The following is a 16,357-nucleotide window of genomic DNA, read 5'->3' as shown; positions in this document are numbered from 1 at the left end:
CCATGAAACAGGAGATTCTTTATCTGGAGCAGATTGTTACTGCACAGACATCCGGACAGAATCTGGAGTATGTTTCCCTGTCCCTTCGAGTGGGTGAAATACTGGGTGTTACGGGTATCAGCGAAAGCGGCGCCTCTGTGCTGGCGGATGTACTGTGCGGCAAGTTATGCCCGGCTTCGGGCACAATCTATCTGGATGGCGTTCCGGTCAGCTACCGTTCGGAGAACGAAGCCCGCAAGCTGGGAATTTACGAGATTACCCATCAAGCTTCCGTAGTGAATGGTATGACAGCGGCGGAAAATCTGGTAGTATTGCGCGGATTTTCGTGGAAAAATCTATTTTTGCACCGAAAGAATATAGATGAACTGTCCAAACAAGTGTTTGAACACTATGGCATCGGCTGTGAGCCGCACGCCCGCGGCAGCAGTATAACAAACGAGCAGCGGCTGGAAATCTCGATCTGCCGTGCACTGTTGTGCGGCGCAAAGGTGTTGATCTGCCGAGAGGCCGGTGAGGGTCTTGACAGGGACGAACTGATACGTTTTGCCGCCTTCCTACATCAACTGAGGGATGAAGGCGTATCGGTCATTGTATTTAATTCCAGTGTATCTAAGGTGCTGCAATATGCGGATCGTATCGCGGTGATGCGCGGCGGCATGATATGTTGGGAACGTCTGCGGAAGGATATGACGGCTTATGGTATTCATCAGCGCCTGCGTATTTCATCAACGGGGGTGTCTCCGAAGGAAAGGACCGTGCCGCGGCTGTATCTCTCGCTGCAGGAAATCTGTCTGATAGATAATGATATAGCGCCGTTTTCTGTGGATTTATACACCGGACGAGCCGCAGGAGTGCTGTGTGGCGGTTTAACTGGCAGGGGTATCATATACCGTATGTTTTCCGGGCAGGGGCAGACGGAAGGTATTGCAATGCAGGACGGCCGGATGTACCATTTAGCTGATTGGCGGCAGCGGCATGCAGATGAAATTTGCTGTATGGGACCGCGCTTTTGGGAGAAGGGCGTGTTTGAGAATCTGACAGCGGCAGAGAATATCGTATTCCGGTCGATGAATCGTTTTCGTGAACGCGGTGATGTGATCAATCGTCGAATGCTGCGGTTGGCGCTGCGTGATTTTGCAGCGGAGATGGGCTTTGATCCGGAAGGGTTGGACGTATATCCGCGTCACCTGTCCAGTCGTATGCGGGATCAGCTTGTGCTGCTGCGTGTCATGTTTGCACCGGTTGGTCTGCTGGTATTGGACTATCCCTTTTATACCATTGATGAGCAGATTAAAGCGGAATTGCTGCACTGTATTGCGGTACTTCGCGCACGAGGAACCGCCGTGCTGTGGAGCTCCAATGACCGCTCAGTGCTGCAGGATAACTGTGAAAGTGTTACGGTTTGTGAATAACGCATGCTTTATAAAAAACTGACCGTTTTTCAGCAATGTAACTAAGTTAATGTGAAAATGCCAGCACATTGAAAGAATTCAGTGTGCTGGCATCTTTGGTGTAAATATTTGAAGAAAATGCTTGACAAATAAGCTCGGGGCAGCTCTCCGGAACCAGGAGAAGAAAAATAAATATTCGCTGCCGGAACTTCTATCCGCATTAAACTGCCCGCGCAGTAGCTATTATTACCAGCAAACGCGAGTAAAGAAGCAGGATAACTACTTCCATGTCAAAGAGAAAATCAAGGATATTTTTGAAGCAAATCATTGCTGTTATGGATACCGGCGCATTCATGCTGCGCTGAAAAAAGAGGACTGACGGCTATCCGAAAAGGTAATTCGCCGTCTTATGAAGCAAGTAGGAGTGCAGGGAGCGAACAGAAAGAAGACACGCTACAGTTCCTATCGGGGAGAAATTACGCCAGCTGTCCCCAATCTTCTAAAGCGGGATTTTCACGTAAATCGTCCCAATGAAAAGTGGCTGACTACTATTACTGAATTTGCAATCCCTGCCGACAAGGTTTATCTTTCTCCAATCATCGATTGCCTTAATGGTATGTCTGTTTGCTGGCGCATTGGCACCAGTCCGAGCGCAGAGTTGACAAATGGAATGCTGGACAAAGCGATTTATCTTCTAAAGGTCGGAGAGCATCCGATTGTCCATACGGATCGTGGATGTCACTATCGCTGACCGGGCTGGAGCAGCCGTATGGATGCAGCGTATTTGCATCGATCCATGTTCAAGAAAGGGGGCTCGCCTGATAATTCAGCCTGTGAAGGTTTCTTTGGGCGAATGAAGAACGAGATGTTTTATGGGGTTTCATGGCTAAACGTTTCAATAGAGGAGTTTATTCATATAGTCGAAGAATATATGGTTTGGTATCAAAAAAACAAATCAAGATTTCTCCGGGCGGGCTTAGCCCTCTGGAGTATAGACAAAAACTCGGTCTATCGGCATAGTCCAAGATTTTGTCCGCAGCCCTCAGAAAGATTACACCAGAAACCGAAAGCTATCACTCAAAAAGACCATTTCGGCTGTCTTGACATTTCGAAGCGGAACGCTGACACGCGATATTGAGGATTTTTCGAACTGAGTCCGTCTGTTCCAACGTCTCCTGCATCCATTCAGCAGCGAGCTAAAATTATCCCAGAAGCGTTCGAATATCTCTTTCACAGATTTACAGCAAGCACTGACAAACATACAACCTGTCGAGGACTTCGACCTCTGGCGGTCGATAGATCTGATTTGCGATGCGCAACGAATCCTGATGACCCAGATTCTTTCCCGGAGCAAGTGGGAAACTTCTTTCCGCAATTAAAGTACATGCTGTCCTTACTTTACTTACACGCCAAAAAAGATGGACTTCATCTTTCAATAAATCTTTGCAAAACTGATGATATACAATTTTTGTCAACCAATTACCCGTTCTACCGTCATTGAATCGGCAAAAAAGAAATACACCTATAAGGTCAATTTCTCTGATGCTGCACATATTTGTCTGCAATTTTCCCTCGGCAGAGTCCGTCCACCAGAGCTTGAATCCTTGCTTATGAGATTCACTTCGCCTATTCGCCCGGGTCGAAAAGATACTCGTAAGACACGACAGAAATCTGCTGTCAACCTCATCTACAGAGCAGCATAATTCTTTTCTTTTGAATAGTCTTTTAAGCGGATTTTTTATACACTTTATTCTCATACCTTCGTGCTCGTAAAGTAGCGCACAGTTCGCTTTCGCTTTGCCGTGCGCTGTTCTCGCTTATTCGATTGTTTACATCTTTAGGGCTTATCTAAGTGACATTGAACTGAGGTTCTCTCCTGTTTTTAATTTAGTTAAACGCTTCATCATTTTGTTCGGCGAACATACGCTGCACACGGTCGAGCAGGATGGGATAGCCGGCGAGTGTCGGATCGGCAGCCAGCAGCGCTTCCGCTTCCTCGCGGGCGTTTTGCATGAGCGCAAGGTCAGCCGCCAAATCCGCAACGTGCAGTGCGGGCAGGCCGTGCTGCCGCTGACCGAAAAAGTCACCCGGACCGCGCTGTGCGAGGTCTGCGCGTGCGACCTCGAAGCCGTCACCGGTCCTGCACAGGATGCGCAGGCGCTCCCGCGCGACCTGTCCCTTATCCGCACCGAAGAACACGCAGTACGACTGCCGTGTACCGCGGCCGACACGTCCGCGCAGCTGATGCAGCTGCGACAGACCGAACCGGTCTGCGTCCTCGACCACCATTAGATTGGCGTTCGGCACGTCCACACCGACCTCGATAACCGTCGTTGCAACCAGAATATCGTATTTCTGCGCTGCAAAATCGCGCATGATCTGATCTTTTTCCGCGTTTTTCATCCGTCCGTGCAGCACAGCCACACGTCGGTGCGGAAGCAGCTTCTGCAGGTCTTTTGCGTGCTGTTCCGCACTTTTCAGCTTGGTTTCTGCATTTTCGCTGTCCTCGATGAGCGGACACACGACGTAAGCCTGCCCACCGAGACCGACCTGCTTGTCGATGAAGGCAGTAATACGCTTGCGCATATTTTCGCCCACGGCGTAGGTCTCGACCGGACTTCTTCCGGGCGGGATCTCGTCCAGCACGGACACATCCAGATCGCCGTACATGATGAGTGCGAGCGTGCGCGGAATCGGCGTAGCCGACATGACGAGCACATGCGGCGAGCCGCCTTTCGCGGACAGCGCGGCACGCTGCGCCACACCGAACCGGTGCTGCTCATCCGCGATAACGGCACCCAGCCGGTGGAACTGCACACTCTGCTGAATGAGCGCGTGCGTGCCCACGACCACCTGCGCCGCACCGGTCTCGATGGCGGCCAGTGCCGCACGTTTCTGCGCGGCAGTCATCGAGCCGGTGAGCAGCGTGCACGAGATGCCCAGCTTGTGCAGCATAGGTGCAAGCGTCTCCGCGTGCTGCGCGGCGAGAATTTCGGTCGGCGCCATGAAAGCCGCCTGCCAGCCGTTCTGCGCGGCCAGCGCACACAATCCGGCCGCTACCACTGTCTTGCCCGAGCCGACATCACCCTGCACCAGCCGGTTCATCGGCCGTCCGGAGGCGCAGTCTGCCGCGATCTCCATAATCGCACGCCGCTGTGCGCCGGTCGGTGTAAACGGCAGGGCTTCAAAGAACGAATCCAATCCATTCGAGGTAAAAACAATGCCGGAATCCGCCTTTCGACGCTCCTTCAGCTGCTGCAGGCCGCAGCAGAGCAAAAACAGCTCCTCGAATACCATGCGTCGGCGCGCCTGCGCCACATCGTCCTTGGTTTTCGGTCGGTGAATGGCAGAAAGCGCATCTACTGCGTCCGGCAGGCGGTATTTCGCCCGCAAAAGTTCGGGCAGCGGATCGGGCCATTCACCAGTCAGCGTGTCGAGCGCGGCAGCGGTTACACGCTCAAGATCGCGCTGGGTCAGTCCCGCCGTCAGCGGATAGACCGGCACGATGCGTCCCGGGTGGTCAGCGTCCGGTGCGACCTTCTCCGACTGCGGGGAGACCATCGTGCGGCCGCGTCCATAGCCCTGCACCTTGCCGTAGAACACATACTCCTGTCCGACGCGCAGCTGCGCCGCAGCATACGGATTGTTGAAGTAGGTGACGTTCAGCGTGCCGGTTTCATCGTAAATCGTACACTTGACCAGCGTCAGGCCCTTGCGGATACGGTTGACCTTGGGTTCGGTGCCGACCACAGCGCGCACAGCATACTTGTCCTCCATGCCGATTTCCGCAATCGGCGTGATGTGAGTGCGATCCTCGTAGTCGCGCGGGTAGGTCTCGAGCGCGTCACGAAGCGTGCGGATATGCAGTTTTTCGAGCAGCTTCGCCTTTTTCGGGCCGATGCCCTTGACGAACTGGATGCTGTCATCAACCGATGGCATGAGGATTCTCCTTTGGGAATTTTGATTTGCAAGGCACCCGCTTTACGGGGCGCACGAACCGCGCAGGCGGTTCGCCCATTCTGGGCGGCGCCCTTTTTTCTGCACCAATTGACCGGGGCGCACGAACCGCGCAGACGGTTCGCCCTAACGGGCGGAGCGTTTTTCGCTGAAGTTCAGCGGGAGTTCGCCTACGCGGCGGGCGCATAAGAGGGATGGACACCAAAGGTTTCCACCCCTCTTATGAATCTCCCCGTTTCCTCTTAGCACAGCGAAATTTGCAGAACTGAGACTATAAAGGAACGGCAGAGGATTTTTTCTTCCGCAGGACGACTGATAGCCGTCCATGTATCCGCGTATTCGCAGGGTCAGATACCTTTCTGCTACACATACGGGCAACTCTACGCTGGGTGCGGCATAACAGTGCCGCACCCTGTGTAGCAGCAATCTATCTGTGAACTGCGAACAGGTTGCGAAAGATACGCTGTGGTAACCCGACTGCCGTTCCCCTTTTCGAAGCGGTCGCCGCTCTCTGGTCTGCGCCAGACTAACAAACAAAGGGAAACGGGAGTTAAGAGGGTAGAAACCGTAGGTGTCTACCCTCTTGCCCTCGCTGCGGGCGCGGCAAATCCCCCGCTTGATTTCAAGCGAAAAACCTCCCGCCCGTTAGGGCGAACACGCCTGCGGCAGTTCGCGTCCCCCGCTCAGCCGGTACTGAAAAGGCTGCTCTTAATACTCGCGGTAAACCGCCTTCACCACGCCTAAAATCTGGCACCCGGTGCCGTTGATCGGCGGATACGCCGGATTCTCCGGCATGAGCCAGACACCGTCCGGCGTGATGTTGAGCGTCTTGCAGGTGGCCTCATCCTCGAGCAGCGCGATTACGATGTCGCCGTTGCGCGCCTGCACATCCTGCCGGATAATGACCAGATCATCATCCATAATGCCCACGCCGATCATCGAATCGCCGCGAATGCGCAGCGCGTAATACTCGCCGCCGCCCACTGCCGGTTCGAACGGCACATAGCCGATATGCTCCTCCACCGCGAGGATCGGCATACCGGCGGTGACGCGGCCCAGAATCGGCACGCGCGGCACCATGGAAGGGCCGCTGACCGGCGTCAGCGCACGCGATTTATGCTCATTCGGCTCCAGATAACCGGCCTCCTGCAGCTTTTTCAGGTGCGCATGCACGGTGGACGGCGACCGCAGTCCCATCTCTGCACCAATCTCGCGCACCGAAGGCGGATAGCCGTGTTCGAGGGAATAACTGCTTATATACTCCAGTATCTGCTGTTGTTTGGCGGAAATCTTCTTCATTTTCGGCACTCCTCGCTGTTTCCGTCGGAACATACGTTCGTAATTTTATCCTTATTATACCGCAATCCGCTGCAATAAGCAAACATTTGTTTGCATTAACCTGCACGAATTTTCCGCGTTATTCGACACTATCCTTCAATTTATCCATTTTCTGCCGCCGTGTTGAAAAATAACGCAGTTTCATCACCGCATTGCTTGTATTTTACATGATTTTGTTATATCATATAAACAGCAAAGGTATTGATTATTGCAAGGGGACCCGCATTCTGCACCCCTAACTCGCAGGGAGGTTTTTATATGACCATCAAGACCGATCTCGGATATATCGACATTACCAACGAGGTGCTGGCCGGCATTGCCGGTTACGCAGCATCCTCCTGCTTCGGTGTCAAAGGCATGACCATCCGCTCCATGTCGGACGGACTGGCGCATCTGCTCGGACTGGAAAACCAGTCGCGCGGTGTAAAGGTCACCGAGGCTGTGGACGGCGGTGTCAACATCGACCTGCACATTGCAGTCGAGCACGGTGTGAATATTGCCACCGTCTGCCGCTCTATCATCGGCGAGGTACGCTACAACGTTGAGCGTCTGACCGGTGTGGACGTGAAGAACGTCGATATCTATGTAGAGAGCATCAAGGCGGACTGACACCTATAGGGGACTTCGCAAGTCCCCTATATACGGAAATCAGTTCCGTAGAAACTGACTTCCGATACCCGAACGACGCGCCCCAAGGGCGCTGAGTCGGAGTAACAAAACCCACGCTCATGTCGCGGGTTTTGTTGCGGCGAAATACGCCGCTGATTGCATGCCGCGGCGTAACCGCGGACGTCTGCGGACGGGACCAATGGCTCGGATTGCCCTAAGGAAATCCTGCCATGCGGTTACGGTTTGCAAGCAAACCGAAATCTTATTACGCGCAACTGCGCGGTTACTTTTAGGGAGAGATTAAATTAAATGGCAGATCAGAAAATCAACGGTGCGCTGTACCGGTCCATGGTGATCGAGGGCGCACTCGCCATTGCCGAAAAGAAGGAACAGGCAAACGAACTGAACGTATTCCCGGTGCCGGACGGCGATACCGGCACGAATATGTCCATGACGATGGGTTCCGCGATGGCTGAGATGGAAAAGCTCGCTGAGCCGACCCTCGCCAAAGCGGCAGATGCGACCGCTTCCGCGCTGCTGCGCGGCGCGCGCGGCAACTCGGGTGTTATCCTGTCGCTGCTGTTCCGCGGCATGGCGAAAAAGCTGCGCGAGACCGACGAGGCCGACGGCCGCACACTCGCGCTTGCGCTGCGCGAGGGCGTAGACACCGCCTACAAGGCGGTTATGAAGCCCGCTGAGGGCACCATCCTGACCGTATCGCGCGTTGCGGCACAGCACGCGGTCGAGCTGTGTCAGGCCGAGCCGACGCTCACCGCAGAGCAGGTTCTGGCAGCGATCATCGAGCAGGGCCACACCGCACTTGAGGAAACCGTTCATCAGAATCCGGTGCTCGAAAAGGCAGGCGTGGTTGACGCCGGCGGCTTCGGCTTTATCACCATCTTCGAGGGCATGCTGGACGCGCTGCGCGGCATCCACAAGGAACGTGCTGTTGCGGCAGAGCCGACCAAGTTCACCGCAGACTTCGCTGCGATGAGCGACGAGGACATCACCTTCACCTACTGCACCGAGTTCATCGCATCCCGCAAGGACAAGGCACGCAATGTTGCCCGTCTGCGCTCTATCCTGAACGAAATCGGCGATTCGCTGGTTGTTGTCGAGGATGATGATATCGTCAAGGTACACGTTCACACCGACCAGCCGAACAAGGCGCTCGAGGAGGGTCTGAAATTCGGTCCGCTGCTGACCGTTAAGATCGAAAACATGCGCGAGCAGCACACCGCCAAGGTAATCGAGGGCACGGCAGACGCGCCCAAGGAGCGCGTAATCGTCCCCGCAGAGAAGAAGTTTGGCTTTGTAGCCGTTGCGGCCGGTGAGGGTCTCAAAACCCTGTTTACCGACCTCGGCGCGGACGTTGTCGTGCAGGGCGGTCAGACCATGAACCCATCCACCGACGACATTCTGCACGCTGTCGATGCCGTTCCGGCGGAAATCGTTTTCGTGCTGCCGAACAACAAAAACATCATCATGGCTGCCGAGCAGGCGGTTCATCTCTCCGAGGAGAAAAAGGTGATCGTCGTGCCGACCAAGACCATCCCGCAGGGTATTTCGGCCATGCTGGCGGTCGATTCGGAAGCCGAGCAGGACAGCGAGCTGGCGCTTGCTATGCTGGACGCGGCAAAGCACGTCCGCAGCGGTCAGGTGACGTATGCGGCCCGCGACAGCGAGTTTGACGGCAAGAAGATCAAGCAGGGTGAGTATCTGTCGCTGTGCGAGGGTAAGCTGTGCGCCAACGGCAAGGAAACCTCGGTCATCAAGAAGCTGGCGCGCGAGATGGTCTCCGACGACAGCGCGTTTGCAACCATTATCTTCGGCGAAGGCGTTACCGAGGAGCAGGCCGCTGAGGTCGAGAACCTGCTGCACAAGGAAAATAAGGAGATGGAGATCAACGTCATCGACGGCGGTCAGCCGGTTTACTACTACATCATTTCGGTAGAGTAAACCGTCCGGAAAGCATAAAAAAGCATCGAGAGAAGCTCTCTCGATGCTTTTTTCGTTAGGTTTTACTGAATAAACTCTGCCGCCATGCCGAACATCGCCTGTGCATCCAGACCGGTGTCGCAGCCGCTGATGAGGTACGTTACGCCGTCCTGCTCCCAGAGTACGGACTGGAACATTTTATCCTCCACCTCGTCCGAGCCGTAGCTGATAACGAGTTCGCCGTTCTTCTCCTGCTGCTTTTCCTCGTCGGACTTCTCGTAGTCGGGCGGTACGAAGCGGTAGTGCGCATCGCGGTAGGTCAGCGTAACGCCGTTTACCTCGGTGGTCGTTGCCGGTACCGGATTGTCCTGCTCGTCCTCGGTGAACACGGTGTAGCTCTTATGTGCGGACAGATTCAGCTCCGCGCCATCCTTCGTGTAGGTCGCGTCCACCTCGCTGACTTTTTCGGTCTCGCCCATGTCGTTCTGTGCGGTGGTATCCACATCAAAGCCGTAGCTGAACGTATACTCGCCAATCTTGTCCGGCAGCGTGAGCGCTACACCTGCATCAGCCAGATGCGCCTGCGTGCTCGACAGATCCAGCCGCTGGTCAGACCAGCCCTCACTGAAAATGCCGCCCATGCCGCCGGCGGCGAATGCGCCGGTCACCGCAATCGCAGCGACAGCGGCAACCGCGACAAAGCGTTTGCTCCACAGATGACGCTTGCGTGCCGGTGCATTGTTCAGTGCAAATTTGACGCGCGCCTGCATCGAATCCGGTGCATGCAGCTCATCTGCACACTGATGCAGCATTTCCTTGATTTCGCGTTCCATTTTGATTTCATCCATGATTTGCAGCCTCCTTCGGCTTCCGTTCTTCGGTCAGCGCCTGCCGCAGATGGCGGCGAGCGGAAAAAAGGCGGGATTTCACCGTTCCCTCGGTCACGCCGGTCGCCTGCGCGATCTCACGCACCGAGCGATCATCGAAGTAATACAGCACCACGGTCACGCGGCGTTTTTCGTCCAGTGTGTCGAGGGCGGCGTACAGACGGCGCTGCTCATCCGTCCGCAGCACGGCGGACAGTGCGCTTTCGCTCTCACCTGCATCGAAAAATTCGGATACCGGCGTTTCCCGTTTGGCTTTGCGGCAGTACTTCCATGCCGCGCGCGACAGCGTTCTGAGCAGCCACGGCCGGAATTTGCTGCCGTCCCGCAGGGATTTGATGGACTGTGCACAGGTGACAAAGGCCTCCTGCGCCAGATCCTCGCCGTCCGTCCTGCTGCCGGTGATCAGGCACGCAAGGCGATATGCATCGTCCTTGTAGCGCTCGTACAGCTCGTCGAACGCCTGCATATCGCCGTACTGCATGCGGCTGACAAGCTCTTTATCGTTCATAACTTTCTATCCTTTCCCTGGGTGCGTCTGTATATAAGAGCAGCCACTCCGGATTCGGTTCATTTTATTTTGGGTGAAATCCGCGTCCTTTGACGCACCCGAGTATAAGAGCCGCGAAGCGGCGGGCCGGTTCATTTTTATTTAACGGACACTTTGTACAGTTTTGACGGTTGCGTTTAACGTGTATGTATTCTATACTTAATTTATAAAATCTGGATTGTGCCGCTGTATCGTGTGGTCGCTTGCGAAGCGAACCTAACTCGCCTGCCTGGCGAGGGCACAAGAAGGAGACAACCTGCGGTTTTCTCCTTCTTGTGAATCTTCCTCTTTCCCTTAGAGGGCACGGCGAAAATCGGAGAGACGAGACCGCTCCGAAAAGGGGAACGGCAGAGGATTTTTTCTTCCGTTGGGGAGCACAGTGTGCTCCCATTCCCCTGCCTATACGCAGTGCCAGATACTCTGCTGCTACACATGCGGTTCCGTCTCCGCAGGCGCGACATACCCGTGTCGCGCAACCCTTTGGCACGTTGTAACGGAAGGCACCTGCGAATTTAGGTATTCGCTACAATTTATCTTCGTAGGCCCTGTCTATCATAACACGCTAACGAATTGTGCGGCACTGTCATGCCGCACTCTGCGTTGATTATACCACATGTGTAGCAGAACGGTATCTGACCCTGCGAATATACGGATACATGGACGCGCAAAGCACGTCCTGCGGTAGAGAAAATCCTCTGTCGCGTCCTTATAGTCTCAGTTCACTAATTTTCGCCGTGCTATCCCCAAGGGAAACGGGAGTCCCAAGAGGGTAGAAACCGTAGGTGTCTACCCTTTTGGTTTCCCCGGCGAAACCGCCGCAGTTCTTTCGCTTCACAAGCGACCATCCCCCGTTAGGGGAAAAGAAAGGAAGTGCTTCCATGAATCAGCACCAATTCTTCACAGGAGAAATTTTCGACGCCTACCGCTGGTTTGGCGCTCACATAGAGCAAAACGCTGTCGTTTTCCGTACCTTTGCACCCAATGCCAGCCGCATTACGCTGACCGGCGCGTGCAACGGCTGGACCGAAACCGATCTGGTACAGGACGGCCGCAGCGGCTTCTGGTCGGTCTCTGTGCAGGACGCCCGCGCAGGCCAGTTTTACAAATACCGCATCTACGGCCCGGACGGCTCTGTCACCGAGCACTGCGATCCCTACGGCTTTGCCATGGAGCTGCGGCCTGCCTGCTGCTCGATTATCACCGACCTTGACAAGTACCGCTTCACAGACGAAGCGTGGATGAACAGCCGCACAGCTTCGCCGGACGCACCGCTTAATATCTACGAGATGCACCTCGGCTCGTGGATGCGCAATCCGGACGACGCAAACGGCTGGTACACCTACGATGAAATCGCCCGCCGACTGATTCCCTATCTGCGGGAAAACGACTACACGCATGTGGAGTTTCTGCCGCTGTCCGAGCACCCGTTTGACGGCTCCTGGGGCTACCAGAACACCGGATTTTTTGCCCCGACCTCGCGCTACGGCACGCCGGCGCAGCTGAAAATGCTGATTGACAAGCTGCATCATGCCGGTATCGGTGCGATCATGGATTTTGTACCGGTACACTTTGCCGTGGACTCCTACGGTCTGGCGAAATACGACGGCACGCACCTGTACGAGTACCCGCACAGCGCGGTCGGTGAAAGTGAATGGGGCAGCTACAATTTCATTCATTCCAGACGGGAAGTACGCTGTTTTCTGCAGTCTGCAGCCGATTACTGGCTCACTGAGTTTCATTTTGACGGTCTGCGCATGGATGCGGTCTCGCGCCTGATCTACTGGCAGGGCGATCCCGCGCGCGGCATCAACGGCGACACGCTCGACTTCCTTAAAAATATGAACCGCGGTCTCAAAGCCCGCCATCCCTCGGCTCTGCTCATCGCTGAGGACTCGACTGCCTATCCCGGTGTCACCCGTCCGGTGGACGAGGGCGGCTTGGGCTTCGACTACAAATGGGATCTCGGCTGGATGCACGACACGCTCGAGTTCTGTCAGACCCAGCCGGATCTGCGTCCGCGCGATCATGGCAAGCTGCTCTGGTCGATGCATTATTTCGGCAACGAACACTATCTGCTGCCGCTCTCGCACGACGAGGTTGTGCACGGCAAGGCGGCAATCGTGCAGAAAATGTGGGGCGCGGACGAATGCGACAAGTATGCGCAGGCGCGTGTGATGTATCTGTATATGTTCACACATCCGGGTAAAAAGCTGAATTTCATGGGCAACGAGCTGGGTCAGCTGTACGAATGGAGCGAAGCCGGTACACTGGACTGGGCACTGGCAGAACGTCCGTTCCACCGATTTTTCCACAGCCTGTGCATAACTTATGTGGAGAATCCCGCGCTGCACGCAGATTATGCGTCGGATAATTTCCGGTGGGCGGAAAATCATGCGGATGCGCTCTGCGTATTCGGCATGGAGCGCCGTGCAAACGGAGAAACGCTGCTCGCCCTGTGCAATTTTGCGGACAGCGAACAGAAATTCACCGCTTTCCTGCCGAAGTTTACGATTCTGCTTGACAGCAATGCCGCGGAGTTCGGCGGCACCGGAGAGACGCTTGCCGTCTCCCGCAAGGATAGTCTGTGTACGGTTGCGCTGCCGCGATACAGTGCGGTTCTGCTCAAGCTGTAAAATCAAAAAGCGCTCTGTCAAAAACAGAGCGCTTTTCCTATTTATTCAACCGAAATCGGCTTTACCATCTGATAATGCAGTCCGTTCTCATCGCGGTACTCGCCGCGCTGCAGAAAACCGAATTTATGATAAAATCCCTGTGCACGCATGTTTTTCTCGGCAACACGAGCACACAGCTCGCGCTTGCCGAGCGCACGGTACACGCTGATGGCCTGACCGAGAATCTGTCCGCTCAGACCGCAGCCGCGGTAGTCACCGGCAATGCAGAAGCCGCCGACCAGACCGATCTCCGGCTGCTCGTCCCACCAGGTTTTCAGGTAAACGAGCGCGGCCTCTTCCCCGCTTTCCAGACAGCCGAAGGTGCATGCCCGCGGCGAAACCTTCTGTGCCCGCTCTACATCGCGGATGAGCGCATCCGGATCGAGGTTTGCATCCGTGCCGTAGGCATTCTTGTGCAGCTCGCGCATGAATCCCACAATTTTATCCACATCCTGTGGATTCTTTGGGTCAGCGCGGCGGAACCAGATCTGCGGCGACGCCGGAATGCCCTTGGTATTCGTCCAGCCAATGGACGCAAACGTGGAGTATTCCTGCGGCAAATGTGAGGCATCATTCTCGTAAACCACGTCGATATTGCCGTTTTCGTCAAATTCCAGCTTGGCAACACAGGTGTTGTCACCCCAGCCGATTTCGCCCATCTGTTCGGGTGCAAAGCCGTGTGCAATCGTCAGCATGCCGCGAATCGCACTGCCGTGCGTCACTACTGCGACCTCTTTGCCCTCATTTTCACGCACAATCGCGCGCACGCCGTCCAGCATGCGCTGACCGGCCTGCATGACCGTCTCGCCGTGCGGCGGCGCTGCTTCCCACGGACGGGCACACCACAGCGCGTACTGCTCAGGCCATGTGTGCGGCAGCTCAGCCCACGGAATGTCCTCCCAGTCTCCCATATCAATCTCGCGCAGCACCGGTCGGGTCTCCACCGAGAGATGGTGCGGCTCTGCCACAGCCTGTGCCGTTACGCGTGCGCGGAACAGGTCGGACGAGTAAACCGCCGCGAGCGGCACATTCTCAAACCGCTTTGCCAGATACGGCAGCTGCTTGTACGCCCGCGTGGTCAGCAGCGCGTTGTACTGACCATGACACCGGCGGTATACATTGCCCTCTGCCTCAGCGTGACGGATGATGTAGACCGTGGTTCTCATCAGCCTACCTCAACTGCACCGGACAGCTCAGTGACAGACTTCACGCCGTGTGCATCCAGCCACTCGTTCAGCTCGGCAAGCGCCTTGACCGGAGCGGTCGGGTCGTTGAACATCACCGTACCCATGGCAACCGCGTCTGCGCCCGCAAGCATCATTTCGACAATGTCGCGGCCGGTACGGATGCCGCCCATGCCGAGAATCGGCACGGAAACCGCCTTACGCACCTGATATACCATGCGAACCGCAACCGGGAACACCGCCGGACCGGACAGACCGCCCATTACGTTGGACAGGATCGGCTTGCGCTTTTCGATATCAATGCGCATACCGAGCAGTGTATTGATGAGCGAAAGCGCGTCCGCACCTGCGGACTCCGCTGCGCGTGCAATCTCCGCAATATCGGTGACATTCGGGGACAGCTTGACGATCAGCGGCTTCTTCGCCTTGGCCTTGGCTGCCGAAACGACCTCCTCAACCATCTTCGGCTGGGTGCCGAATGCCATGCCGCCGCATTTTACGTTCGGACAGGAGATGTTCATCTCGATGAGGTCAACATCCGCGTCCGAAATCTTCTCGACCATGCCCTCGTACTCCTCGACCGTGTTGCCGGAGACGTTGGCGATGATTTTGGTGTCGTACCGGCGCAGGAACGGAATCTGCTCCTCGATGAAACGGTCAATGCCCGGGTTCTGCAGACCGACACAGTTGAGAATACCCTGCGGGGTCTCCGCGATGCGCGGCGCCGGATTGCCGAGACGCTCGGTCGGTGTCAGACCCTTAACGCCGATGCCGCCAAGCTGGGACAGGTCAAAAAATTCGCCGTACTCATGGCCGAAACCAAAGGTGCCGGATGCGGTCGTGATCGGGTTTTTCAGCTCAACGCCGCAAAAGTTCACTCTTAAATCTGCCATTACCACTCGACCTCCTCAGCATTGAACACCGGACCGTCCTTGCAGACATGACCGTAACGGGTTTCGCCGTTTTCCGACTTGAGCGCGCAAGCGCATACCAGACAGGCACCGATGCCGCAGCCCATGCGCTCCTCCATCGAAACCTGACAGGGCACGCCGGCTTCCTTTGCAATCGCCGCAATCGCCTTCAGCATAGGCTTGGGACCGCAGGCAGCCACGCCGGTCGCACCTGCCGCCTGCTCCTTCAGCACATCGGTGACAAAGCCGTGACGCGCATAGGTGCCATCGTCGGTGGTGACAAAGGTCTCGCATTCATCACGGAAGTCGCCCTCAAGGATCACCGCACCCTTGTTGCGGAAACCGAGGATTGCGGCAGGCTGTGCACCCTTTTCTGCTGCCGTGCGAACACATCCAAGCATCGGCGGTACGCCAATGCCGCCGCCGATAAAAATCGGACGGTCGCCCAGTACCTGCACGTCAAAGCCGTGTCCGAGCGGTCCAAGCACGTCGAGCACATCGCCGACCTTGCGTTCGCTCAGCCACTTCGTGCCGTCACCCTTCACCTGAAAAACAATGCGCAGATGGCTGCCCTGCCAGGTGCAGATCGAAATCGGGCGGCGCAGCAGATGACCCTCACCGCATGCAATGTGGACGAACTGGCCGCACTGCGTCAGTTTAACGATTTCCGGCGCGTCCAGCACCATCAGATACAGACCCTCGCCCAGCCGTGTATTTTCTACAACACGGCAGTTTTCCTGAATCGACATAACACTTCTCCCTCCGTTGATCGGTCTGCCGACGAAACAGTAGATTTTTCGACAGCAGGCGAAAAATTTTTCGATAGTTCTATTGTACAGGAAAATCGGGAAAAAGAAAAGATTCTCCTGCATTTTATGCAAAAGAAAAAGCAGCAACTTTCGTTGCTGCTTAGATGTAGGCGT

At 55.7% G+C, this 16,357-nt stretch carries 14 protein-coding genes; 7 read left to right on the top strand and 7 right to left on the bottom strand.

Going from position 1 to position 16,357, the window contains the following annotated elements; translation table 11 throughout:
• The first annotated feature begins 2 nt into the window (after positions 1-2).
• The 4 genes from DW806_RS00075 to DW806_RS16015 all read left to right on the top strand — a co-directional run bounded on the left by DW806_RS00075 (position 3) and on the right by DW806_RS16015 (position 2,529).
• Positions 3-1,412 carry an ATP-binding cassette domain-containing protein gene (locus DW806_RS00075; protein WP_118728720.1) on the top strand — a complete coding sequence of 470 codons (1,410 nt, stop codon included), beginning with the start codon at positions 3-5 and terminating at the stop codon, positions 1,410-1,412.
• Between the two features lie 121 nt (positions 1,413-1,533).
• Positions 1,534-1,770 (top strand): IS3 family transposase, encoded by a 237-nt coding sequence (locus DW806_RS00070; RefSeq protein WP_118728719.1) that lies wholly within the window; start codon positions 1,534-1,536, stop codon positions 1,768-1,770.
• Between the two features lie 30 nt (positions 1,771-1,800).
• The gene (locus tag DW806_RS00065; RefSeq protein WP_118728718.1) at positions 1,801-2,142 is read left to right on the top strand and encodes a DDE-type integrase/transposase/recombinase; all 342 of its coding nucleotides are present in this window, start codon (positions 1,801-1,803) and stop codon (positions 2,140-2,142) included.
• A gap of 18 nt (positions 2,143-2,160) precedes the next feature.
• Positions 2,161-2,529: an IS3 family transposase gene (locus DW806_RS16015; protein WP_118728717.1), complete on the top strand. Its 369-nt coding sequence runs from the start codon at positions 2,161-2,163 to the stop codon at positions 2,527-2,529.
• Between the two features lie 749 nt (positions 2,530-3,278).
• Here the strand turns inward: DW806_RS16015 and recG are convergent.
• Positions 3,279-5,330: an ATP-dependent DNA helicase RecG gene (gene recG, locus DW806_RS00055; protein WP_118728716.1), complete on the bottom strand. Its 2,052-nt coding sequence runs from the start codon at positions 5,328-5,330 to the stop codon at positions 3,279-3,281.
• A 726-nt stretch (positions 5,331-6,056) separates the two neighbouring features.
• Positions 6,057-6,647, bottom strand: a complete 591-nt coding sequence (gene lexA, locus DW806_RS00045; RefSeq protein WP_118728714.1) for a transcriptional repressor LexA — start codon at positions 6,645-6,647, stop codon at positions 6,057-6,059.
• Positions 6,648-6,944: 297 nt separating this feature from the next.
• On the opposite strand from lexA, the gene DW806_RS00040 reads away from it, so the two are divergent.
• Positions 6,945-7,295: an Asp23/Gls24 family envelope stress response protein gene (locus DW806_RS00040; RefSeq protein ID WP_118360094.1), complete on the top strand. Its 351-nt coding sequence runs from the start codon at positions 6,945-6,947 to the stop codon at positions 7,293-7,295.
• A gap of 309 nt (positions 7,296-7,604) precedes the next feature.
• Entirely contained in the window at positions 7,605-9,254 is a 1,650-nt protein-coding gene (locus DW806_RS00035; RefSeq protein WP_118728713.1) for a DAK2 domain-containing protein, read from the top strand.
• Positions 9,255-9,316: 62 nt separating this feature from the next.
• Here the strand turns inward: DW806_RS00035 and DW806_RS00030 are convergent, their stop codons facing one another.
• Together DW806_RS00030 and DW806_RS00025 are read right to left on the bottom strand one after the other, a co-directional pair.
• Complete coding sequence (locus tag DW806_RS00030; RefSeq protein WP_118728712.1) at positions 9,317-10,081, bottom strand: hypothetical protein; 765 nt, start codon at positions 10,079-10,081, stop codon at positions 9,317-9,319.
• The gene (locus tag DW806_RS00025; RefSeq protein ID WP_118728711.1) at positions 10,074-10,628 is read right to left on the bottom strand and encodes an RNA polymerase sigma factor; all 555 of its coding nucleotides are present in this window, start codon (positions 10,626-10,628) and stop codon (positions 10,074-10,076) included. The genes DW806_RS00030 and DW806_RS00025 overlap by 8 nt, the downstream gene beginning before the upstream one ends.
• Before the next feature lie 917 nt (positions 10,629-11,545).
• On the opposite strand from DW806_RS00025, the gene glgB reads away from it, so the two are divergent.
• The gene (gene glgB, locus DW806_RS00020) at positions 11,546-13,300 is read left to right on the top strand and encodes a 1,4-alpha-glucan branching protein GlgB (RefSeq protein WP_118728710.1); all 1,755 of its coding nucleotides are present in this window, start codon (positions 11,546-11,548) and stop codon (positions 13,298-13,300) included.
• A 41-nt stretch (positions 13,301-13,341) separates the two neighbouring features.
• Here the strand turns inward: glgB and DW806_RS00015 are convergent, their stop codons facing one another.
• Genes DW806_RS00015 through DW806_RS00005 form a run of 3 tightly spaced genes read right to left on the bottom strand, consistent with a single transcriptional unit; the run spans position 13,342 to position 16,183 of the window.
• Positions 13,342-14,505, bottom strand: coding sequence for a bifunctional histidine phosphatase family protein/GNAT family N-acetyltransferase (locus DW806_RS00015; RefSeq protein WP_117491886.1), 1,164 nt, complete (start codon positions 14,503-14,505; stop codon positions 13,342-13,344).
• A complete protein-coding gene (locus DW806_RS00010; protein WP_110435524.1) occupies positions 14,505-15,416 on the bottom strand; it encodes a dihydroorotate dehydrogenase in 912 nt (303 codons plus the stop codon). The genes DW806_RS00015 and DW806_RS00010 overlap by 1 nt, the downstream gene beginning before the upstream one ends.
• Positions 15,416-16,183, bottom strand: a complete 768-nt coding sequence (locus tag DW806_RS00005) for a dihydroorotate dehydrogenase electron transfer subunit (RefSeq protein ID WP_118728709.1) — start codon at positions 16,181-16,183, stop codon at positions 15,416-15,418. The genes DW806_RS00010 and DW806_RS00005 overlap by 1 nt, the downstream gene beginning before the upstream one ends.
• Positions 16,184-16,357 lie beyond the last annotated feature (174 nt).

Source organism: Butyricicoccus sp. AM32-19, from assembly GCF_003480365.1.
Classification (GTDB): Bacteria; Bacillota; Clostridia; order Oscillospirales; family Butyricicoccaceae; genus Agathobaculum; species Agathobaculum butyriciproducens.
The sequence above is the reverse complement of the archived record's forward strand: the minus strand, read 5'-3'. Positions and strand labels throughout refer to the sequence as shown.